This is a genomic window from Bradyrhizobium sp. MI1.10 (genome assembly GCF_055811035.1).
On the sequence record NZ_JBVVPN010000050.1, the window covers coordinates 1 to 22,719 of the forward strand.

At 58.9% G+C, this 22,719-nt stretch carries 9 protein-coding genes and 9 pseudogenes; 6 read left to right on the plus strand and 12 right to left on the minus strand.

The features are described 5' to 3' along the window. A pseudogene (locus AC0L3K_RS34135) lies at positions 1-481 on the minus strand (transposase); the annotation flags it as partial. Between the two features lie 109 nt (positions 482-590). Next, positions 591-935, minus strand: a complete 345-nt coding sequence (locus tag AC0L3K_RS34140; protein WP_473367676.1) for a hypothetical protein — start codon at positions 933-935, stop codon at positions 591-593. 77 nt (positions 936-1,012) lie between these two features. Between AC0L3K_RS34140 and AC0L3K_RS34145 the strand changes: the two are divergent. Together AC0L3K_RS34145 and AC0L3K_RS34150 are read left to right on the plus strand one after the other, a co-directional pair. Beyond that, positions 1,013-1,489 (plus strand): annotated as a pseudogene (locus tag AC0L3K_RS34145) (ATP-binding protein); the annotation flags it as partial. A gap of 55 nt (positions 1,490-1,544) precedes the next feature. Beyond that, positions 1,545-2,494 (plus strand): annotated as a pseudogene (locus AC0L3K_RS34150) (ISNCY family transposase); the annotation flags it as partial. A 257-nt stretch (positions 2,495-2,751) separates the two neighbouring features. Here the strand turns inward: AC0L3K_RS34150 and AC0L3K_RS34155 are convergent. The 5 genes and pseudogenes from AC0L3K_RS34155 to AC0L3K_RS34175 all read right to left on the minus strand — a co-directional run. Further along, positions 2,752-3,975 carry a M24 family metallopeptidase gene (locus tag AC0L3K_RS34155; protein ID WP_473367646.1) on the minus strand — a complete coding sequence of 408 codons (1,224 nt, stop codon included), beginning with the start codon at positions 3,973-3,975 and terminating at the stop codon, positions 2,752-2,754. Between the two features lie 1,207 nt (positions 3,976-5,182). Next, positions 5,183-7,681 carry a CoA transferase gene (locus AC0L3K_RS34160; protein WP_473367647.1) on the minus strand — a complete coding sequence of 833 codons (2,499 nt, stop codon included), beginning with the start codon at positions 7,679-7,681 and terminating at the stop codon, positions 5,183-5,185. A 2,213-nt stretch (positions 7,682-9,894) separates the two neighbouring features. Beyond that, positions 9,895-10,011, minus strand: a complete 117-nt coding sequence (locus tag AC0L3K_RS34165; RefSeq protein WP_473367673.1) for a hypothetical protein — start codon at positions 10,009-10,011, stop codon at positions 9,895-9,897. Next, positions 9,974-10,189 (minus strand): annotated as a pseudogene (locus tag AC0L3K_RS34170) (transposase); the annotation flags it as partial. The gene AC0L3K_RS34165 and the pseudogene AC0L3K_RS34170, both read right to left, overlap by 38 nt. A 512-nt stretch (positions 10,190-10,701) precedes the next feature. After that, positions 10,702-11,161 (minus strand): annotated as a pseudogene (locus tag AC0L3K_RS34175) (transposase family protein); the annotation flags it as partial. A gap of 566 nt (positions 11,162-11,727) precedes the next feature. Here AC0L3K_RS34175 and AC0L3K_RS34180 point away from each other — a divergent pair. Both AC0L3K_RS34180 and AC0L3K_RS34185 read left to right on the plus strand, forming a co-directional pair. Beyond that, positions 11,728-13,296, plus strand: a complete 1,569-nt coding sequence (locus tag AC0L3K_RS34180; protein ID WP_473367648.1) for a class I adenylate-forming enzyme family protein — start codon at positions 11,728-11,730, stop codon at positions 13,294-13,296. 826 nt (positions 13,297-14,122) lie between these two features. Further along, entirely contained in the window at positions 14,123-15,451 is a 1,329-nt protein-coding gene (locus tag AC0L3K_RS34185) for an aspartate aminotransferase family protein (protein ID WP_473367649.1), read from the plus strand. Between the two features lie 141 nt (positions 15,452-15,592). On the opposite strand, the gene AC0L3K_RS34190 is transcribed toward AC0L3K_RS34185, so the two are convergent. From AC0L3K_RS34190 to AC0L3K_RS34200, 3 genes and pseudogenes are all read right to left on the minus strand, one after another. After that, a complete protein-coding gene (locus tag AC0L3K_RS34190) occupies positions 15,593-15,982 on the minus strand; it encodes an IS1096 element passenger TnpR family protein (protein WP_473367650.1) in 390 nt (129 codons plus the stop codon). 66 nt (positions 15,983-16,048) lie between these two features. After that, positions 16,049-16,181 (minus strand): annotated as a pseudogene (locus tag AC0L3K_RS34195) (transposase domain-containing protein); the annotation flags it as partial. 114 nt (positions 16,182-16,295) lie between these two features. Then, the gene (locus tag AC0L3K_RS34200) at positions 16,296-16,640 is read right to left on the minus strand and encodes a hypothetical protein (protein WP_473367651.1); all 345 of its coding nucleotides are present in this window, start codon (positions 16,638-16,640) and stop codon (positions 16,296-16,298) included. A gap of 540 nt (positions 16,641-17,180) precedes the next feature. Here AC0L3K_RS34200 and AC0L3K_RS34205 point away from each other — a divergent pair. Then, positions 17,181-18,704, plus strand: a pseudogene (locus tag AC0L3K_RS34205) (ISL3 family transposase). 256 nt (positions 18,705-18,960) lie between these two features. Here the strand turns inward: AC0L3K_RS34205 and AC0L3K_RS34210 are convergent. Next, positions 18,961-19,991: pseudogene (locus AC0L3K_RS34210) on the minus strand (IS110 family RNA-guided transposase). A 141-nt stretch (positions 19,992-20,132) separates the two neighbouring features. Here AC0L3K_RS34210 and AC0L3K_RS34215 point away from each other — a divergent pair. Further along, positions 20,133-21,417, plus strand: a pseudogene (locus tag AC0L3K_RS34215) (ISL3 family transposase); the annotation flags it as partial. A 439-nt stretch (positions 21,418-21,856) separates the two neighbouring features. Here the strand turns inward: AC0L3K_RS34215 and AC0L3K_RS34220 are convergent. After that, entirely contained in the window at positions 21,857-21,994 is a 138-nt protein-coding gene (locus tag AC0L3K_RS34220) for a hypothetical protein (RefSeq protein WP_473367652.1), read from the minus strand. Between the last annotated feature and the right edge of the window lie 725 nt (positions 21,995-22,719).

Genomic DNA, 22,719 nt, shown 5'->3' on the forward strand with positions numbered 1-22,719 from the left:
GCATCGGTCGGAAAGGTGATGGCCTTCGGCTGCACCGTGGTGTCGACGGTGACGCGCTTGAGGTCCTGGCCGCGTAAGGCGCCGGCTGCGCCACCTGCAGGCTCTCGGCCAGCAGCAGCTCCAGCTTGTCGCCGAGCCGCTTGCGCCAATGGCTCAGGTCCGAGCGTTCGTGCGGGAAAGCGTGCTGGAATAACTCTTCGCCGGTGAAGAACTGGAAATAAGGGTCGTAGACCCAGCGCTCGCACACCCCCTCATCGGACAGCCCGTAGATATGCTTGAGCAACAACAGCCCGATCATGAAGCGGGTCTCGATCCCCGGCCGGCCGTTCTCGCTGTAGAGCGGCGCGATCTCGCCGTCGATCCAGTTCCAATCGATCTTGCCGGCAAGCAGAACCAACCCGTGCTTTCGATCGATGATCTGGTCCAGCCGCGCCGGGAACAGATCGTTCGATCCCGTCCTCTTGTGCTTCTTCGGCCGCATCGTTCCCTCCGATGCACCACAGAATCCTAGGCCGCAGGGAAAGGGAATCCAAAAGCGAAATTGCAGAGTTCGGCTGTCTCGATATTGGCGCCGTCGGCGAGGGCCTCGACTAGCGGCCCTCGATCAGGCAGACGAGAGTGCTTCTCTGAGACGCCGGAATCGCCAGCCCCTGGCGATCGTCCTCGAAAAGGCTCGTTGCAAGTGGTGGCTTGGTTGCATGATCCCCTCCTTCACGCAGGGGCCATGCCTCGCCTCGAGAGGCGATAAGCACATCGATTCGCGCCCGCAGCTCGACGAGCCTTTCGACAGCCAACCGAGGGCTTGCTGTGAGCGTTGCAGAGCGAGCAATATCCTCGCTCATCCAGGCCGGGATCACGGCGAGTGTCCCGTCGGGCTGCACCACGACCAGATGGTTCTCGCCGGCGAAGCGCTTGCGGTGCTCGACCTGCACCATCTGCCCGGCCCGAGGGTGGAACGGATAGAGGATCAAAACCTCGAACGCCGGACACCCGGCATTGTGACGCTGTCTCGCCCGGCGTCGGCAAGACGCACTTGTCGATCGCGCCGGAGCGAGAGGCGACCCTTGCCGGGGCACGGTGCAGTTCACCACGGCGACGATGCTGGTCGCGGGCCTCGCCGAGGCGCATGGCGAAAGGCGTCTCGACGAGAAACTGCTCGCGCTATCCAAGCCAAAGCTGCTGATCGTCGACGAGCTCGGCTTTCTTCCGCTGGAACCCAACCCGGCGCATCTGTTCTTCCAACTCTCAGTAGGCGCTAACCGGCGCGATGCTGATCACGTCGAACCGCAGCGTTGCGGACCACGCCACCGCCATCCTCGATCGGCTCCTGCACCACAGCCACGTGCTGACGATCCGCGGCGACAGTTACCGGCTCCGAGCCAAGCGCAAGAGCGGCCTCATCAAGGCGCCGACCGCCGGTGACGGCCCTCCCGTCGGCTCCGCCTCCCGCCGGGCCGTGCCGTCGGAAGTAATTCAACCGAGATCATAACCCAGATGGTGGGGGCAGTTCTTCATGGCGCAAAGGGGGCAGTTCCGGATGGCGTTTGACAGAATCGATGGAGCGGCACGGCCATATGGACCTGGCGACAGAGATTCAGGCTAAATTATTGTCGATGAGTGCGGCGACGATCGACTTGGGCACTTCGATGCGTTCGTGAGCAAAGCGGTCGGCCGCGTCGTCGCTCTGTAGCAAGTGCTCTGCGACGCACCCTATTGGTACTTTAGCGGATTGGGGAGATCCGGCGCCTGGGTTCGTCGAGGCCAATCTTGTTGCGTACAGCAGTCCTTCGGCGCCACGCGCTCGTTCTCACGGACATCGCGACCGGCTGGACGGAATGCGCGCCACTTCTGGTGCGTGAGCAGAAGCTGTTGAACACGGTTCTGACCGAACTTCGTAAACAGCTACCGTTTGCGCTCCTGGGTCTGGACACCGACAACGACTCTGTGTTCATGAATGAGACCTTGAAGGTGTACTGCGAACAGGCTGGTCGTCTTCTCGCACAGTCGCCCCTATCGCAAGAACGATCAGGCCTTGGTCGAGCAGAAGAACGGCGCGGTGGTCCGACGAATGGTCGGCTAGCGTCGATTCGAGGGGCTCGAAGCGGCCGCTTTTGCTGGCTCAGCTTTACCGTTCGGCCCGACTGTTCGTGAACTTGTTGCAGCCGTCGTTCAAACTGCTGCGAAAGGAGCGCCCGACGGTGCGCACGTCCAAACGTACAGCGCCCCGCGACCCCACATCAGCGGCTGGTTGCCGAAGCAAGAACACCTGATGCAATCCGCGCCAGCGTCAATGAAATATATGACCGCCTGGATCCGGTCGGCTTATTGCGCGATATCCGAGCCGTGCAGGAGAAGTTGGTCGGTCTCACGGCCGCCGCCCCAGCTAGCCCTCCAACTGCGGCGCCACCGATCGAACAGTTTTTGTCGAGCTTGGCGGATCGCCTGGAAAGAAGGAGATCTCCGCCGGACCGACAGGCCAATTGCGAAGAGCCGGCTGCGCTGTCTCAGACGGCGGAGTCAGAAAACTCGGCGTGTGGGCTGGTCGGGCCCGAGGCCCTGACGGGACGCTTCCGTCTGCCCGTTCCACGAATCACTCGCACTTGGCGCAGGCGCGGATATGACGCGGGTTACCCTCGGCAAGAGCCGGGTACGGCAAAGCCGCCCGCCCGGATCTGTGAGGGCGAAGCCCGATGGCTGAGCTACTCGACCACCTTCCTTCGCTTTTGGGATCGGCCGTACCCAGCGCTCTCTTTATTTGGCGAGCACCGGTATCGTTCGAGGAGCACGAGACGTGAGCAGTTCCGCGCCAGCATCGGTCACGACAACGACCTCTTCATGCAGCATCAGCTTCGGTGATCCGTCGAAATATGAAGGATACGAGGTGCTTGGCTCAATATTAATGATCATGCCTGGCTTTAGTATGGTCTTATCGTCCGGTTGAACCGAAGGTAGCTCAGGCATCCATAAACCCATGGAGTGTCCCATTCGCCCGATGTTCGTGGCTTTCCCGCGATTGTTTGAGCCGTTTAATACGGCTGACATTGCGCTCCAGACATTGCAGATCGGAATGCCAGGGTTAACGGCGGCAATTCCCGCTTCGGTGGCATCCCAAACGACTTGAAAGGCATCCTGGGTGTGCGGATCAGGTGCACCGAACGCAAAGTGCCGGTCGAAGTCGCTCCAATAAAAGTCGAATAGACAGCCGGCATCAATAAACAGCAGGTCTCCATCCGACAGAACTTTGTCGCTCGGGACACCGTAGGGCCGCGTATAGCCCCCGCGCCCTGAAACCCCCACAATCTTGCTCGTTTTCTCGACGCCGCGACTGAAGCATTCGGCCTCGAACAAGCGACACACCTCTCGTTCCGTCATGCCCAGACGCAGCTTTGGTGTCAGATTCTCAAATGCCTCTGAAACAAGCCCGCATACAGTTCGAATTCGGTCAACCTCTAGCGGAGACTTGATCATTCGCAATGGAGTGAAAATCGGATCCGATGCATCGACAAACGTCCGAGGTTTGATCGCATCCGCAACGCGCAAGAAATCTCCCGCAGGGAAGCCAAGCCTACTCTCCGCGCCAAGCTCTACGCCGATCCTGACGTGCTCTGGCAACAGTTCATGCAACGCTGCGGCAAGTGCTGACACGCCCTCATCCTTCGGATTCGGACTAGGCCAGCTCCGGAAATTTTTTACCCAGGTTGTCTCTCTATAGAACTGGTCGATTCCCTCTGGAACGATCGCAACAGCTTCACCAGACGAAAGAATAAGAAGAAATCGCGGCCGAGTCGTCTGCTGCGGGGTCGTGCTAGGCTCACCAACGAAATATCGCAAGTTGTGTTCGGAGGTCACCAGAAGCGCGTCTATAGTATGCTCCTTCATCAAACGCCGCGCTCGCTCGACCCGGCCTTCGTATTCGATCCGGGGAAACGGATCGTACGGAATTGTCCTAATCGAACCAAAACCAATAGCGTTCATCGCTTTTCTCCAGAGAACGACGTCACGGGCTGGGCGACCGATAGTTTACATGCTGGTCCGACAGCACATGACAGCTTTCGGGGCTCATTCGATATCCTTGGAAAGAGCCGCCCGCTTTTTTTGTGCGAAAGCATCGGGACGCAAAGAGCTTTCAGCTTGTCGTGGTACACGATGCTTTGGATCCCACCCGCGATCGAATGCACGCATGCTCTTAGATCGACCAAGCGACCTTCCCGGTCATAGCCGTCCGACACTACTAGCCAATGGCCCGGTAGGACGTGACTTGCTGCTATCGGGGTTCGTGGTGTGACTGCAATATGGCGCTCGTAAAGCTTGGCTCGAAGTGAACGCCACCGATGCAAAGGACGGAGTTTACTGGTTCTTCCATGCGATCGAACGTTCGCAATAGCGCTCGCGTCAGCACCCGAGCGGCAAGAGAATTTGGTCCAATCTGCTGGCGAGCTTCCGATCTCAATATCGATTGCAGAAGGCCGCAAGTCGGCTAGACGTGTACCAGCATCACCAGCCATGACGCCCGACCAATGAGTCGCCTCCAGGTAAGTGCGAAAGTCGTCAAGACCAGACGTAACGCGCTCGGCTTCGATGGCTAGAAGAAGGCCGCGAGTAATCCGGGGGGTGACTGCGCTGAAAGTCCCCGTCGCGAGGTCGCCAGTCGTTTGAACGGAGAAGATTGCGTTTGGTGCATTGGCACCCGCGTGCCAATTCACGATTCCAATAACGTTCGCGTCACCGAAGCGTTCATTCAAGATTGGCGCGTACCGCGCATAGTCATTACTCACGACCTCGTTAGTGCGCACGATCGAAATCCGAGCGTTATGCAAGCCAGCAACCTCAAGTACGGAGTGCCCGTCGAGCTTTAAACCCGTTCGAACAATGGTGCATTCGGTCTTGAGCGCATCCAGAACGTGAGCCACGACGGGATCATTTCTTGATCGATGCAGAAGACGAAGAGAGGGGGCCTCATCGCAAGGACCTCGCCAACAAACGGGAGAATTCGTCCGAATCTCGAGGGTAAGAAATCGCCTACGGAAGCGAAGTAGTTGCACAAAGTGTAGCAAGGTTAGCCTCCAATGCGCCCGCATGAACAGCGCTTGTTCGACAAGAATCAACCTTCGCTTGGTGAACCACATGCCCCCCCGAGACCCAACTCCCATTGGGTCCCGGACGCGGCGCTAGATCCTTCTCTTCAGGAGGGCAAATACTCGCGACTCCAGCTTTCGCTTACAGCGCCTTCAGCGAGCAACCCATCTATTTCGGGTTCGGCATATCCTAGCCACCGCAGAACGTGCCGCGTCGAAGCGCCGTATTTTTCTGCCGGGGGCAGCGCATGTACTTTTCCAACCGCCGAGCGGACAGCGCAACAATCGGCCTGTGTTACAGCATGCCCGCTGGGATGGTCTGGAAAGGTGGAGAAGGAATAGCTGCCCTGTTCTGTTCCTGAGGTCGCATCCGTAGGCTTCGAATTTGCCGAGCGTATGGCCGCGACATTCTCGCAGACTGCAGCACCAATACCGGCTGCATCGAACTTCGAGCGCCATTCCTCAGCGGAAGCTTCTTTGATAGCCTTCGCCAGGAAAGAGGGACGGTGCTCCTTCGGCACATCAGCAAGCCCCTCAAGCCCCGGGACTCGCACAAGCCGAGGCAGGTCGCGTTCGGTGGCGCCGAGCAGAAGACTTTGATTAGTGGCCGACGCATAGATATGGGTCAGTGCATCGTAGCCTTTGGCATCAATACCGGAAGGCTCATCGAACGGCCCGCGTCCCGGATAGTCATAGCAGAAGGGTATCTGCAGGAGGCCAGAGAGTGCCGATAGCGAGGTCCGGGCTCTCCCTACGGATCCGGTCCTGGCCTTCTGGTACATCGCGACAGCAATGCCGAGGGCCGCGCCGAGGCCGCCCAATACGTCAATCGTACCAACGTACACGTATTCCTCAGGGGTTTCTGCCGAACCACCGGACCTGAGCATCATGCCGGTGGCCGCTTGGACGTGATTTTCATAGCCGAGATAATCACTGCGAGGACCGCGAGCGACGCCGCCGAAGCAATCGAGTTGACAGAAGACAGCTTGTGGATTGAGCGCTCTCAGTCCGTTCAAATCAAGCCCCACTCGCTTGACTTGCCGGTCAGGCGCATTCCAGATGACGACGTCAACCGACTTCACCAGCCTTTCGAACACCTCCCTACCCCTTGATGAGCCGAAATTCAGCAGAACCGACCGCTTGCCCCTCATATGGTTGATGCCATAGATGACAGTGAAGGAGCTGTCGTACAGTGGGCTAGACGGATCGATCTTGATTACGTTCGCTCCAAAACGGGCAAGATAGTATGCAGAATGCGGCCCAGCGATGACATTGGAAAGGTCAAGAACTCGCACACCGTCAAGCCATCCCGCTGAGTTCTCGGCGGGTCGCTTTGGCAATCGCGTTACAGGGTTCACCGAGACCGCCGCGATCGCTTGCTCGAAGGTAACCCATTTCCGCGGTACCGGGCTAAGCATCGCCTCTCCGCTTTCCTCCAGCCAGGCGATAGGTCCAGGCTGGATCATCCGCCCATACACCGGATCATCGACCTTGATCATCAGGCCCGTACAGTTGGCGTGATCATCGCTGATCCATTCGTGCAACCAACGATGAGCTGCCGCGGGTATCCGCCCTTCCCCGAAAATGTACTCCCATTCCTTTGCGGTTCGCTTCAGGAAAGCTGCCTTCATTCGAGTGGCGATCTTATCAGCCCACGACTTGGGCAAGGCGCCAATCCACACGTCGGATGGCCGTTCCTTGACAGGGAGATACAAATCCGCTTGCTCCTTAAGTCCTTCACCCACGAGTTCATCGTATAATCCCAGAACTTGCAAACAGCGTTTCGGATGATGCTTGTGGGCCGAGCAGAGGACATAGAACATGCGTCCATCTTTGCAGCTGTAACTACGGCAAAACGGATCAAACAGTTCCTGCACGGACTCATAGGAAAGGTTCATCGGCAGGCCGGTTTTGCGCCGCCGGTCGATCTCGTGCTCTCGTTGTGACTTGTATCGGCCTGGAAGTCTGTCAATGCTGATCGTGTTGTACGCGAGACCCTCCATCACTGCGCATGCGAGGGGCACCTCGATCTGGTCACCGATCCCACTTCGCTCGCGTTTCTGAAGCGCGAGCACTGCGGCGGAAACAGCGAGCATCGTGCCGTAGGCAGATGCCAGAGGCAGTGGCGAGAAGGACGGGTTCACCCCCATGAGCACGCGGCTCAGCCCCATATCGCTGAACAGACCTGAGGACGCGGCGATCACGGCTTCGAAGGCGCGCCACTGGCGACGAAGTTGATCGTTCGAAGCAAAACCCGGAATGGAGACCGTGATCAGCTCCGGTCTCACCTTGCGGAGCGACGTAAAGTCAATCCCTAGGCGACCTAGCACTCCGGGACGGAAATTCTCGACCACGATGTCCACTTTCTTCACGAGCGCCTGCGCCTGTGCAAGACCCTCTTCAGCCTTCAAGTCCACAGAAACAGTCAACTTATTTCGATTGAGAATAGCGTTGGCCGGGCTGTCCCAGAGCGGACCAGATGGCGGGTCGATATGGACGACAGTAGCGCCGAGATCCGCCAGGATCATTCCCACCGCCGGACCGGCGATGTGCTGGCCGAAATCAAGGACATTGACTCCCACGAGGGGAAGCGTTGAACGTGTCATCAGTAATTCTCTCCTTCTTCGTCCGGTATTGACTTTCGTGACCAGGGTTCGCGGTGAGTATGGCCACCAAAGAGTCCGTAGCGTGTGATCCGATCGTATGTGGTCAGCCGTATCCCCTTAACGATCAGCCGCGAGTGTCCGAGCAAGCGCGGTACTTACAACGGGTTCGCGCCACGAGTACTTGAGATTGCGCACAAGCGCCGGTTCCGGACCCCTTCGGTTGCGCTCGACGGGCCACGCGGTGGGCGGTGACGCGAGTACTGGAAAAGTTCGAAAGTATCGACCTAACTCCCAGTTGTGCATATCCGATCGAACCATGAGGCGGTCCGATGGCGTGCGTAAGTCTAAAGTAGCGGGGGATCAGTACGGGGAATTATTGCCGGTGTGCTATTCTTGGGACGTGCGTTACCCATTGGAGCTGACTCCATCGTCATCCGGCAGACGCTCGCGATATCGTAGACCGGCAAATTCGTCATCCGACGGATTGCGGGAGAGACGGGTAAGAAAGCCGTGCATTCGAACAAGATTGCAGTTACTTGCGGGTCGGCAGCGAGAAGCCGTGAGACGCAGGAGGAGACATCCTCCTCAATATCGGCGGTTTCGGTGTATACCGGGGGACGCTTCATCTCGTTTTGCCACAACGTCCCCCCTTCAATGCCGCCAATGACCAACCTCGCCCGCTGGATGGAATCTAAGAGGCGGTGCACCCTTTCACTGGAGCACGTTGAGTCCGCGGAAAGAACAGCGATCTTAGCAGTTGACGGCAGTTGGCTAAGCAAAGCCGGCACGAGCAGTAAGCTCGATGTCGCTACGGGGACATTCACCGCGACAGATATAGCCTCCTGAAGATGGATAAAAGAGGCGCAGTTCGAACTTATCGCAACAGCGCCTCTTTCGACCAAGCGTTGGACGGCCGCGATAGTGGCCGGCTCGAGCGCGGGATCACCGCGCATGGCGACATCCGCCCAAGCTCCCTCGACGGTTTCCGAAATGATTGGAAACTCGAAGGTCGATGGATGAAGGATCGAGCCGGGCCTCGGCCGGGGAGGCGTTACTCCCCTTTCGAGGTTTAGAATTCCAAGAGGACGTGAAGCTCGGCTTGCCATAGAAATCTCCCAGGACGATATGCGGCATTCCGCAGCGCCGTCGGTCATCGACCTAGCGACGCCGATCACGCCGCCTGCTCCCAGCCCGCCCGCGTCTCGCCGGTGCCAAAGCTCTGAGTACGAAACTCCCGCAGCGCGGCCAAGATGCCGACGTCGCGCCCCGTTTTCACACCGATTATTGTTCAGCGTGTTTTACAAAGCGCTTCGTACTCACCCATCCCTTCGTTGAACGGTTGGTTTCTCGAAACTCGCGATTGCGGAACGAAGCTCTTCTCGTGCACGGCTGCAACCCACGCCGAGCTCATGCAAAAGCGCGGCTCCTCGTTCGATGCGGTCTTCAAGCCCGTCCAGCGCTGTCGCCAACGGTATCCGGAGCGGGCCCTCCTCCAGCTCGAACCTCTCGCGCGATAACGTCTGTTGCGGCGAGGTCCCGGAGTCGAGTATCCGGCCATCTTGCATCATCCCTGATAGACTCGGTGCGCTGGATTCCAGGGCTCTCGTAACCAAACGCCGGACCTCATCGTGAGCGGAACGTGCCGAGACCACCGTCATGAGCGAGGCGCGTCGCCGTTTCCATGGCATTTACGAATGATCTTTCGAGCATAGCGCAGGCAGCCTCTTAAGAGTGGCGTTGGCGCCATCCCCCAGTTCGATCTGCATCAGTAATTGATGCACGAGCCGCTCAGACCCGCGTTGCGAGCAATCCGCATGTTGAGACGAGGCCGCGGTTCTGAAGATTGTGGCGGTCGTGAATGCCTCCGGATTCTAGTGAGCGTATCGTTCAGGTCGCAGCGTTTAGGGTGACGTACTTGGTTGCGTGGTGGCACCTTACTCAGGCGCGCCGATTTGCGCACCTACCAATCGTGGGAGTGCCACGCGCGAGCCGCAATCGAGCGAGAAGCAGCATTTTCGGTTAGGCATTGACGGTGCAAAGCGTTAAGGCCGGATTGTTCATTGGCGAGCGAGCGGCTCGCGAGCGCAACTTCGCACTCTCTACAAGTGAAGGTCGGCGGCAGTCGCGGGTTACACACATGCTTCAGCGACAAACGTAGACGGTATCACCGGCAACCCACCTGAACGGTACAGACGCCGCTATCGCGCGTGCGATCATTTTCGTCGCAAGCTTGGTTTGGTCGCAACGCTGGCATCGGCAGACACATAGGCGGCTTCCAGACGATCCGGATCGTCAGTCCATTCCTTCGGAAGATACAGCGCGCGGTCGATGAACGCATGACCATGACGCGAAACGTAGGTAGCGAAGACTCCGATCTGGCAATTCCGTAATCTTGCCTACCGAACCAGTGTATTGCCGCGCCACTCCGAATGACGCTTCGCCCTGTTTGAGAAAGCCGGTCTCGTCGATCACCAGCAACGCATCGTCATCCGCCACTCGATGACAGAGTCGTGTGCGATATCGCGCAGGCCATCAGCGTCCCAGTCTCCACGACCCAGAATCGCCTGCTGCCGCCATGGGCCGCGATAGCCAGCCGCCTCCCCCGCATCCAACCAGTTGCTCATGTCCGAGCAGACCTTCTAGGAACAGACCTGCATTCGTCGCAACACGCCTTTGCGTGAACAACGGACGTATCCGTTTCTTGATCTCTCGAAACGACGCCGCCCACAACGCAAGCGTCTCCCCGATCGATGCTAGCGGCGTCCACGACCTCCAAAGTCCATAAAAGGCAACTGTAATGCTAGCTCGGCGGCTCGTTCGCGAACTCGCCGACACGACGCGACCCGACATGGCGCATGGTCCCCAAGCGCGATGTAGATTGGGCCGCCGCCTTGGAGCTTCGTCGACGATGTGCGTCACCGCAATATTCATGCCGATCCTCTTGGATCGACCGCATACAAGTGCGCCGCGCGGCTTCCGCCCCTGGCTCCTGGCGAGCTCCCCTCGGTTGAGTAGTTGTTGGCCCTGCTGGTGGACCCGCTGCCCTGATCGCTGACCGCAATCGTCAGCTTGCCACGCTCCGTCACCAGCCGGGCCGGCTCTCGCGCCACCCGCATGCCCGAGAGAGAGGTGTCGGGCACCAGCGCTAGGCTCTCGCGCGTGCAGTCATCCACCACGGTCGGATAGCCATTGGTGAGCTGATCCGAGAGATGGGGTCGAGCGACCAGCGGCATTCGTCGCGATCGGCACCGTCATCGGCGCTCCGGTCCCGACCGGCCGCTGCCGCCGCCAAGGCGAGGAAACGCGCGTCTCTCTTTCCGCTACTAGAGCTGAAGAGCTTCTTGTGGTTGACCAGAAAACCCTCCCGCCCGAGCTTGACATGCAGGCGCCGATAGGCGCAGCGAAAGGCTCCCTGCGCGATCGCCCTCATGCGCTGACGCGGACGGCATCATCCGCCCGGCTCGCCTGGTATCTCATGGTCTCATCGTAAGAAAAAAATCTCGTTTTCGTTAGTCGCGGAACCTTCCAGGCTCATGGCGCTTGGCGAGCAATGGGGCGCTTGACGACAATTACCGGCTGGTATTCTCGGCAGCCGCAGTCCACATCGACCGGCTAGGGGTCCATGGCACCTATCGTTGATACGCGACGCCACCGCTTCTTCATATCCTCACCAGAGTAGGTAGTGCCCTGATCATTGTTAGTGATGTACCGTCAATTACTAACTGGCCGAATAACGGATGATGGACGCTCATCAAGATACGAAGGTGCAGCAATGGCACGGCTAGTTCATCAATGGAGTGAGGAGCCGCGCATTACTGGACTCGACTTCGCCGTAGTGCCGCGCGCGCGGGGCATCCGCGTGCCGGTCGGTTAATCAGACCAGCGCCCCGCGCAGGCTGTGGCCGAGGCAACTTGTCAAACGGAACGATTGCGCCCGTTGCTCGACTTGTCTTTGTCTCTTCGACCTGAGGATTATAATGACTCCTAACAGCTGGACGTCAAGCCAACTGCACGACCGCGTAGCAAGCGCTTTGCGCAGGAGCGAGGTGCTGGAGGCCGCATATAAAACCACAACAGTGGGACAGCTTGTTTCGTTGCGGGCGCGAACACACGCGTCCACAACCGCGGTCGACATCTTCGAGCGCGGCGAGCGCTTAACCTACTCTGAGTTGGACTGCAGCTCCAACCGCTATGCACATGCGCTGCGCGCATTCGGAGTGCGCAAGCACGATAGCGTCGCAGTGATGCTGCCCAATCGCATCGAATGGCCGACTGTGTGGTTCGCGCTTGCAAAGCTCGGGGCGGTGATGGTCCCGATCAACATGCATTACACGCCGAGGGAGGTCGAATACATTATCAGCGATACCCAGGCCAAATTTGCCATCGTCGACGAATCTGCATGGCCAGTGTTCGGCGCGATCGATCCTTGGCCGCAAGAACTTGCAAATGAGCGAGTAATTCTTGTAGGGCAGCCTTCCGGCGGGACAGCTATCACGCTCCAACAATTATTCAGGAGCGTCGACGATTCGCCGGTCGACGAGGATGTCCGCCCCGAGGACCTGCTGACGATCCAATATACTTCGGGGACGACGGGCTTTCCGAAGGGCTGCATGTTGACGCACGACTATTGGGGGGTCGAATCGTACGTAACTGGCTGTCTTGCCCCGTTCAAGAGGTATCTGAGTTGGGCATCCTTCTCGTATGTCAGTTGGCCATCTATTCTTCTGAGGTCATATGGACAGGGCGGAACGGTGTACGTCGCTCAGCAACTAGACGCATCGCAACTTATGGATTGGGTAAAGAACTTTCGCATCGAGTGGTGTGCGTTGCCGAGGCTCATAGCAGAACGCGACGATAACCTACCGACGAGCCTGAAGCAGGTGTGGCAGTACGACGGCTGGAGTGCTGAAACGGTCCACCGATATCGCGAACAGTTTGCTGTGCGCGCCAACAACCCCTTTGGCATGACCGAAATCGGAACTGGCACGCAAATTCCTCCTGATGTCGCAGACATGAATGAGACCGGTTCGGTCGGAATTCGCTCCCTTTTTCGGGAACTGCGCTTGGTCAACGATGACGGCAGCGCCACCCCCGTCGGCGGAGTCGGCCAGCTCTGGGTGAAGGGGCGTGGCATCTTCAAGGGCTATTGGAACAAGCCAGACGCGAATGCGGGTTGCTTCGAAGGGGAATGGTTCAAGACTGGTGATCTGTTGCGCCACGACGAACTCGGCTTTTATTGGTTCGTAGGACGTAGGAAGGACATGATCCGTCGCTTTAGTCAGAATATCGCTGCTTGCGAGGTGGAGGCCGTCATTCGCGAGATTCCCGAGATCGAGGAGGTGGCCGCGGTGCCTGTTCACGATGATAAATGGGGCGAGGAAATCAAAATTTATGTCGAAATGAAAAAGGGACTCAATCCAGCCCATCTGCAGGTGGAGCGCATTCTCGAACATGCTCGTGCCCGCCTTGCTCCATTCAAGGTACCACGGTATATCGCCTTTACTCCGGCGCTTCCGAGAACGGTCACCAGCAATAAGGTGCTCAAACGTGAGCTGATGGCCATCAACGATCCCTTATCGGACACCTACGATGCTGAGGAGAGCCGCTGGCGCTGATGCCGCTGTTTTGGTCCATGTTTGCGCACCCGCGCAGGTAGTTCGATAGTTCAGCGGGGCGGCGTGGACTCTCTTGCGGCCATTGAGTGCCGTGGATTTTCGGGTCCAAGCTCAGGTTCGGGTTGCAAGCTTTTGCGGTTGGGACCTCGGAAGCTTGCAGTGGGATTTTCAGGAGTCGCTCGAATTGAGACTCGTAATTCTATTACGACATTCGGAAACGCCGGACGCGACTAAGGGAACGAGGATCAGGCCAATCTTCTGCGCTCACCGTTGGACGCGATCATCGACATGACTTCGGCGTTCCGACCAAAATACGTGACCGCAGCGCGGTGCTCGATATGGTGGACCACGTTGAGAGCCTGGCAGCTGAAGAGATCCGTAAGCGTCACCTATTCCTCCGGAAAAAACGGCGCGCTTTTCCGCTACTCACGGAAAAGGGGCGTGTGACATATGAGGGCCGATGCCGATCATCTAGAATCCCCCTTGTTCCCTAAATTCACAGTTTCTGGCAAGGCATTGTGCGCGATTCCAACGGCGGCACAGCCCGGCCAGTTTGTCGATAACCCGTTTCTCATTGGGCTTGCCGGCACCGCGAGCCTAGGACGGGGTCGGCACCAAGCGTTGCCTGCTCTGCTCGCGCAGTCGTCTTCACAGGCTGAAACCTTCGAAGCGGGGAGCGCAAGAACGGCCCTGTTCTTGCCAAGGGTATCGGTGCCACTAATCCGCACTTGATCGGCCAAGTCCCTGGCTCTCAGGCGGTGGTGCCGATGAGCAGTCTCACCTTCCTAAGAATTCTGGGCTTGAACTGAAAACTGGAAAACTCGTGATGACCGAAATTAGGCATAACCTAGATCTCGCTCGCGCTCTGACCGACGCGGAAGAGCGCTACTCAAGACAACACCCGCTGAGCCTCGCCTATATGGAGCGCGCATCCCAATTCATGCCCGGGGGAAATACGCGATCCGTTCTGTTCTTTAAGCCGTTTCCGTTTGTCGTAAAGACGAGCTCGGGCTGTCGAGTTCGAGACCTCGAAGGCAATGAGTATGTTGATTTTCTGTGTGAATACAGCGCGGGGCTGTTCGGACACTCAGAGCCGACGATCAAAGCAGCTATTCAGCATGCTATTGAAACGGGCTGGGTGCATGGCGGGCACATCGAGAACGAGGCGCGCTTGGCAGCCTCCCTGTGCTCGCGCTTCCCATCCGTCGAACGCATCCGATTCACGAATTCGGGCACGGAAGCGAATCTCATGGCGTTGGTGACAGCCAGAGCCTTCACGAAACGTTCGCGAATTATGGCTTTTCGCGGAGGCTATCACGGGGGAGTATTGCATTATAAATCTGGCGATTCTGCTCAAAATGCGCCTTTTCCGCTCGTACTCGGCACTTACAACGAAATAGAACAGACAGTGGCTGCGATTGATCGTGAAGCGCGCGACCTTGCGGCGGTTATCGTTGAGCCGCTGCAGGGATCGGCGGGATGCATTCCTGCGAGTCGGGAATTCCTGTCAGCAATTCGCTGCGCTTGCGAACGGCATGGAGTCATTCTCATCTTTGACGAAGTGATGTGCTCTCGTCTTGCGCCAACTGGACTCCAAGGTGTCCTCGGAACGACGCCAGACCTCACAACACTGGGTAAGTATCTCGGGGGAGGAGCTTCGTTCGGCGCCTTTGGAGGGCGCGAGGAAATCATGGAGCTCTACGATCCAAATCGGCCAGATGCCCTTGCTCATGCCGGCACATTTAATAACAATGCCATCTCCATGGCTGCGGCCGTGGCCGCGGCAACACTGCTGACGAGCGACCGTCTTGTGCAAGTAAACGCCATGGGCGATGCATTGCGGTCGAAGCTCAACGGGATCGCGCAGGCCCGCGCACTGCCCATACAGTTCACTGGAAACGGTTCGATGATGAACATCCATTTCCGTGAGGGCGCCATCCGCACCATCGCGGACACGGAGACCGAAGATCCTAATGCTAAGCCCTTCTTTCAGCTAGAGATGTTAGAGCGGGGCCAATATCTGAGCCGCAAGGGCATGCTCAACTTATCCCTGCCGATGTTGGCGTGTGAGCTCGAGGGGGTTGCAAGCGCATTCGAAGATTTTCTGGAGCTGAATGGGAGGTTGATCGCAGCCTCCTGCAGCCCATTGGCCTAACTGTCGAGAGAGAAAAGCCCGCAAGAAATGCGCAAAGTGGAGACACCGGTCTGACGCCGGTGGCGTCCTATTTCGTAGAAGGCCGCTTTTGCCTCGTCAAGCGTAAGCGTAGCTCTAGGCCCATTTGATTGGTGCCGACGTCTATTTTGAACGCGTGGCGTCGAGGTATTCGGCATAGCCTGACGCACCGCCGAGATGTTCCGGAGGACAACGGCCGGCGGCCTCGAGCAAGAAAGGAAGTCCCTCGTTGTCGTGTTGTCGAACCACTTCTCGAGCTTGATCACGTGATCCCAGCTGTCGCCGAAGTGGTAGATAATGGATCGTCTTGGCGCCTGTCTCTTGAACGATATCGGAGAGCCGCGTCTTGCGAGCATCGATGGGCTGAGGGCCAAAATCTCCATCGCGATCGAAAACACCCCAACGTCCTTCGCCAGCCAGAAACTCGAAGAGCCGGGTATTCGTCCACCCAAACGCCGCCTGAAGCGTCAATGCAGCCGAGCAAGGCGCAGCGTGAGCGGCACAACAAGGCATCGCATCACCTGCGGTTTCACGTTCTTGAGGGGGTCACCTCGATCCGTACCGCGGTCGTGTTCAGGCTCATGCTGCCAGCCTCGGATCGTATACATGCATCGTGTAGATCGACGCCCAAGGGAGCAGTTCGTGCAGTCGCGCCGCAGGCCCATCCATTTACGAGCTTCGCGACAACGTCAGCGAGCCAGTGCTTGACATTGCGCCATCGAGTTACAGTCTATGTCGCCCGCCGAGCTATATCGAGTCGGACGTTTTCCCCAGATTTCTGGCTGACTGGCGTTTGGTCGGCGGCATAGTTCGTTCTGTGCCTCCGCTATAAACAGCGGAGAACAGAAAGATGAAACTTGAAGAGTACTTGGGCAGAAGCCGGCTGTACCGGCGTCTCGGAAGCGGGCCGCACAGACGGCTCGTCCAGTGCTATGCCGTTCGTCTCGTCGAAGAGAGGCTCGTTCGGCACGGCGCGTGGCGTTGCCTCAACGTAGGTGGCGGGCTCCTGAGTTGGATCGCGGGCCGTCGCTATAAGCTGATTGATCTCGATGAGCAGGTCCTTGAGCGCGACCTCCGATATCGAGGCGGGACGCAGTCTATCCAACCCGGTGACCGGGCAGCGCTCAAGCGATGGTTGTCGGTGCTGCGCGAGGAAGCGCGATCGCGCCATTGGTGCTACCGCCTCTCACCCCGCATGAACGGATCTTCAGGGAGTTCGATGCCTACCTGCGATCAGAGCGCGGCTTGGCCCCGAGGTCCATCGTCCGCCATCTCCCGGTCACCCGCAGGTTTTTGCACGAGGTGTGCTCCGGCGCCGCCGCCGCCCTGTGCAAGATCAACCAAGAGGACGCGATCCGCTACATTGAGCGCCACGCCCAGCATTGCTCCCGGGAACAGGCAAGGCGATGCGCTGAACGCGCGCCCGTGGCGGATTGCGTTCCACCGATGCGTCGATGGAAACTCGCAACTCTGCCGACCTATCTGCTGCCGCACAGGTGCGGAAGGCTCTCGACGGTTGCGACCGAAAGACGGTGATGGGACGGCGCGCGACTACGCCATTCTGTTGTTGCTGGCCAAGCTCGGCCTGCGGGCTGGTCGCGACGCTCACGCTCGATGATATTGACTGGCGCGCCAGCGAGATACTCGTTCGCGCCAAGGGCCGACAGCCTGCACGGATGCCGATACCGCCAGACGTTGAGCGGGGCCATCGTTGCATATCTGCGCAGTGGCCGCCCAAAGTCGTGATGCCGACGGGTGTTCGCTTATTCCGGCTCTTAGGTGGAAAGCTGCGGAGGATCGGTGCCCTTTGTGCGCGACAGTGTCGAGCCGCATCCATAGCCGCTACGTCCGGCACGTTGCCGATTTGCGATCAGCGGGCAGAAAGGTGCACCTTCGATTGACGCGGCGCTTCACATGCGAGGTGCCGCATTGCCGCCGGCAGATCTTCGCGGAGGCGTTCGGAGAAGACGTCGTTCCGGTTCGACGGCGTCGGACGGCACGGCTCGAACAGGTCGTCCATTACCTGGGGTGGCGCTCGGCGGCCGCCGGCAGCAAGCTTCGCCAAGCGGCTCATGCTGCCTGTCAGCAACGATACCTCGCTGCGAGTGGTCCGCCGGCGGACGGCGATGCCGACGGATCCATTGCTTGTTGCGGGTATCGATGACTGGGCGTTCCGGAGAAACCGTCGGTACGGGACTATCGTGTGCGATTTGGGGGGTCCGCGGATGGTTGCCTTGCTGCCCGACCGGGAAACGGCGACCGTTCAGGCGTGGGTGTCGAAGCACCCGGGCATCGGCATTGTGTCGCGAGATCGCGGTGGTGGATATGGGCGAGGCAGCAGCCAAGGCGCTGCCGAACGCCATCCAGGTCGCCGACCAATGGCATCTGATGGAAAACGCGAGCGCGGCCTTCCTTGATGCGGTGCGCCGCTCCATGAGCAAAATCCGAACCGAAATTGGGGCGACGACGATCGATCTTAAACTGCTGACTGCGCGGAAAAGCTTGGCTATCAGGGCTATCTGCGGCGCCAGGACAGGCATGCAGCGATCGCGGCTCTTGTCAGCGACGGTGTGCCACTCAACGAGATCGTCCGCCGTACAGGACATACTCGCAATCTGGTTCGCCAAATTAGTCGCGGCGGCGGTACGGATATCTTCCGCACCCGTCAAAGCACCCTGGATGCGAACCCGCCGTTCCCGGACGCGCCGTGGTCAAGCGGCTGTCGCAACGGTGCCGAACTCTGGCGCCGTTTGAGGGGGCAAGGCTTTAAGGGATCGCTGCGCTTGCTGGCGGAATGAGCCACGCGACGGCGACGCGCCGAGACTATCAGCCGTCAACAATTGCAGAAGGTCCCCGCCGGCAGGACGATAGCGCAGTTGACGACGACGAAGCGCGACCACCTAACCAAGGCCCAAACCGTCAGGGTTGCCGCTATGGAACAAAGCGTCCCCATGCTGCCCGATGCCCAAGCTCTCGTTGGCCGCTTCCACGCGATGACCCGAAAGAGGGTCGAGATCGAGCTCGAACTTTGGATAGATGAATCCAAGAGGAGCCTCATTGGCTCGTTCGCGAATGGCATCGCCAACGATAAGGGCGCGGTGCACGCGGCTATGACGCAACCATGGTCCAATGGCCAAGTGGAAGCTCAGATCACCAAGCTCAAGCTGGTCAACGGCAGATGTACCGGCGCGCTAAGCTCGATCTCCTTCAGGCTAGGCTGATTGGCGCGCCATAAAAACGAACACGATCATCGAATATGCGTCAGAGCACCGATTGGATGCCGAGCATTCCGAAAAGGGGTCCTGAACGCGGCGCCTGGCCGCTGGCCACGGTGATATCCGCGGAAGCAATCGCCCAATCAATTTCTCGTGCTCGAAGCGCAGTGAGTCAGGCGGTCTGATTGCTACCGGGAATGACGTCATTCGGGGTTCATCCAGATTTGCACCTTGCCTCCTCGGCAGCTTTCTTCTTCCGCCGGAGAGCTCTTGAGATTAGGATTTCAGCATTGCGGCCGGAGCCTGATAGATGCCGCCTCTGACCAGCAAGGCCCAGATCGTGCGCGCAATCTTATTGGCGAGCGCGACCGATACGACCTTGACCGGCCGTCTTTGCAGCATGGTCCGAATCCAGAGTGGGACTTTCAAGCCTCGCTTAGCAAGCTTGATGATAGAGGTCGCACCAACGATCAGGAGCGTCCGTAGTTGCCGATTTCCACGGTTTGATATCGCGCCGAGCCTTTCTTTCCCGCCGCTCGACTGTGCCCTCGGTGTGAGCCCCGTCCAAGCCGCAAAATCTCGTGCAGTCGCAAAATCGCGAGCATCCACGACGGATGTCCGAACGGTAGCGGCGATGAGAGGACCGACACCCGGAATGCTCATCAGACGCCTTGCATCAGGGTCCTTTCTGACGGCAACCAAAATCTCTCTGTCGAGCTTCTCTATGCGGGTTGTAAGCAGCTCAATCTGTTCAGCGAATAGGATTAGGGCAAAGCGGGCGGCGCCGGGAATCCTATTGTCTTTTTCGTCCCGGGGAAGCACCAGGAGTTTTGCGATGCTTGCCATGCCTGTGCCGGCGATAATGCCCAATTCGGCCATATGAGCACGCAGGGCCTTGCAGTCTGGCTGCGCTGCTTCATCAGCATCTCTCGCGTTCGCAAAATCATGCTGGCTGCTTGTTGTTCGGCAGTCTTCACGGGCACGAACCGCATTGTCGGGCGGTTGACCGCCTCACAAATGGCTTCAGCATCCGCCGCGTCGGTCTTGTTTCGTTTGACGTAAGGCTTCACGTAGGCTGGCGGCATCATGCGGACAGAGTGGCCCAACGCCGCTATCTCGCGTACCCAGTGATGGGCACTCGCACAGGCCTCCATACCTACCCCGCAAGCTGGAAGGCTCCGAAAGAAGGGCAGAACCTGCGATCGCCGCAATGTGCGACGAACCAAGACTTTCCCGTTTTCGGCGATGCCGTGAACTTGAAAGATCGACTTGGCCAAATCCAAACCCACTGTGATAATCTTCTCCATGGAACGGTCCTTCCTTTGTGGCGCCTCTCTACGCGACCACGTTAGGCACTTTTGATGCCGGTCCGAAGGGCCGTTCCACACCATCACGTTTGATGAAGTTCAGGCGCCGGCTCGCGTTGGTTTCACAAGGGAATCAACATGATGCAGCGAGCCCTGCGACCGTCGGCCCTGATCGCTCCTGGGTTTGACGTGGAGAGCGCCGTCCGTGATGTCGCCACGACCGTGATCACCGTCCGTCCCAGGAGCGAAAAGAGTCTTTGTCCCGGATGCGGAGCCAGTTCCAGGCGAATTCATAGCCGATATCAACGATGTCTTACCGATCTGCCGATGGCGGGGCGGCCGGTTCGCCTGGTGGTCGTGGCGCGTCGCTTTCGCTGCGTCACCGTTATGTGCAGTCGACGTATTTTCACCGAGCGGTTCGATGACGGGGCTCTGGCGCCGTGGGCGCGGCGAACGGCGCGGCTGGATCTTCTGGTCCATCACCTTGGGCTTGCCTTGGGTGGCCGCCCCGGCCGCAAGTTTTCCCCGTCGACTTATGCTGCCCGTGAGCAACGATACATTACTTCGGGTCGTGCGAAGGCGCGGTTGCCAGCCCTTTGCTGTGCCGAGCGTGATCGGTATCGACGACTGGGCCTGGCAGCGCAATCAGCGCTACGGAACAATCATCTGCGACCTCGAGCGGCGACGACCGATCGCCCTGTTGTCCGACAGAGAGCCCGCTACGGCACAGGCTTGGCTCGCGGGGCAGCCGCAAATTGCTGTGATCGCGCGCGATCGCGGCGGTGGTTACGCCCGTGCTGTAGCCAAGGCGCTCCCGCAGGCCACCGAGGTTGCTGACCGCTAGCATTTGATGGAGAACGCCAGCCACGCCTTCCTCGATGCGGTCCGCAAATCCATGCGCCAGGTTCGTGTGGCGGTCGGCGCCGCCACAATTGAGCCTGCCTTGTTGACCGCCGCCGAGCGCATCCAGTACGAAGTCTATCTACCAAGTGAGGACACGAATGCGGCAATCTTCAGACAGGCTGAGACGGGTGTCTCCATAAAGGAGATCGTGCGACTTACGGGACATAGCCGGGGCCTCGTCCGCAAAGTTCTGCGAGTTCAGCGAACGGATGTGTTCAGGGTGCGCGAGAGCTCACTCGAGCACCATCTGCCATGGCTCGACGCCCAGGCAATTATAATGGAGCCGACCTGTGGCGTCGCCTTAAGGTGCTAGGCTTTAGGGGCTCTCGGCGAGTTGTTAGAGAGTGGACGACACGCCGTCGGCGCGCCGAAACGCCCGATGCTCAAAGTCTACAGCGCGGGCCGTCTGCCAGAACCATCGCCCGCCTGATGACCAATGGCCGCGATGCGCTATCAAAGTCTGAGACCGTTACCATCCGCGGCGATCGAGCAAGGCGTTCCTCTGCTGGTGGAAGCTCGCGAACCGACGGCACTCGGGAAAGACCTCACTCGGGCATGGAATAGCCCAGGAGCCTCTGTCGAGACGCGTAAGAAGATCATTCGCTCAGTGGTCGAGATTGTGGTCGATATTGTGGACGACACGCTCTCTCTTGTCATCCATTTGCAAAGCGGCGATCACATCCGACTGATCGTCAAAGAACAAGGTCGGGTTAACTCGCTGCAATGAGGAAGTAAATCGCGGCGCTGGTCGGTCTACGCAAAGCGGCGGCGCTCGCATTTCTGGCCGACGCATGGAAAGTCAGAGTCGCCGGACGTCGCAGGGAGCCGCTCGAGCAAGTCGCTCCTGAATTGAACGGCGGCGAGCGGATGCTCGCGATTTCCCCGCGCAGCGGACTACGCGCTTAGGAGCGCTCGTGATAGTAAAATCCGTGGGAACGTTCGTGTGCCTAAACGGCGACCAATCACGCGGTGACGGCATCATCGAGTCGGTATCGCTGGACAGCCGCAAGAACGATATCGCCGTGAGCCAGATCAACCTTGGCGTCGCGCTCACGGAGCTCGCGATCCGCATGGCCGAAGGCGAGCCGCAGGCCGATCACACCATCGCGCTCGGAGCCGCTGATGGATCGAATGCTGGCGGTCGGAGCTCTAGATGGGAAGCCTGCCAGTTGAAGCCAACGTGCGCTTCACCGTTGGTAGGCCGCGGCTATGAACGGACATGCATCGGCAATTGCACGGTGGCAATGCGCGCCAAGACAGCGGCGCCGCCGACATGGATGCCGTGTGCAGGCCGCGCTGCAAACGTACCAGGCGCGCACGCACGTTTCCAGTTCTGTGCGCGTTGCGCGAGCTCTTGTCCCGCCGCCAGTCGATCCTGCGGCACATTGGCCGAGGGTGGATAGCAAGGGCACCTGAAGGGTTTGACGTTCGGCGGAGTGGAAGGTGTTAAAGCGCCCACGTGGTGGATAGACTTTTTGTGAACCCACTCACGCTCTTCAGAGAATTGCGTACTCGCGGGCCTGGAGTCACCACGTTTCATAACGTGAGTCGTGATTCAATATCGGGATCAGCAAGAGAAGTCTATGCTTCGAAGAAAGATCGCAAGTTGCTTGAGGCAAGTTGCCGGTCCGGTAACAATGCAGCGCGATTTGAAAGCGGGCCCGGATCGTTTTGTTGGCCGCGGACGGGCGCAGCATCCGGTCGATAGTGGATGCAAGATTCGGCAGAATCTTCACAAAAAGTACGAAAGTCCTCATTTCGTCCGGTGGAATTGCCGTAAAGCTGCAAGCAACCTCTATATCGTCAAGAGGTGGCAAGGCAGCAA

Excerpts from the sequence above, each read along its gene's own strand:
- AC0L3K_RS34185 (WP_473367649.1), top strand. The coding sequence starts at position 14,123 with ATGACCGAAATTAGGCATAACCTAGATCTCGCTCGCGCTCTGACCGAC.
- AC0L3K_RS34200 (WP_473367651.1), bottom strand. The coding sequence starts at position 16,640 with ATGGCGCGATCGCGCTTCCTCGCGCAGCACCGACAACCATCGCTTGAG.
- AC0L3K_RS34140 (WP_473367676.1), bottom strand. The coding sequence starts at position 935 with ATGGTGCAGGTCGAGCACCGCAAGCGCTTCGCCGGCGAGAACCATCTG.
- AC0L3K_RS34160 (WP_473367647.1), bottom strand. The coding sequence starts at position 7,681 with ATGACACGTTCAACGCTTCCCCTCGTGGGAGTCAATGTCCTTGATTTC.
- AC0L3K_RS34155 (WP_473367646.1), bottom strand. The coding sequence starts at position 3,975 with ATGAACGCTATTGGTTTTGGTTCGATTAGGACAATTCCGTACGATCCG.
- AC0L3K_RS34190 (WP_473367650.1), bottom strand. The coding sequence starts at position 15,982 with ATGCCTTGTTGTGCCGCTCACGCTGCGCCTTGCTCGGCTGCATTGACG.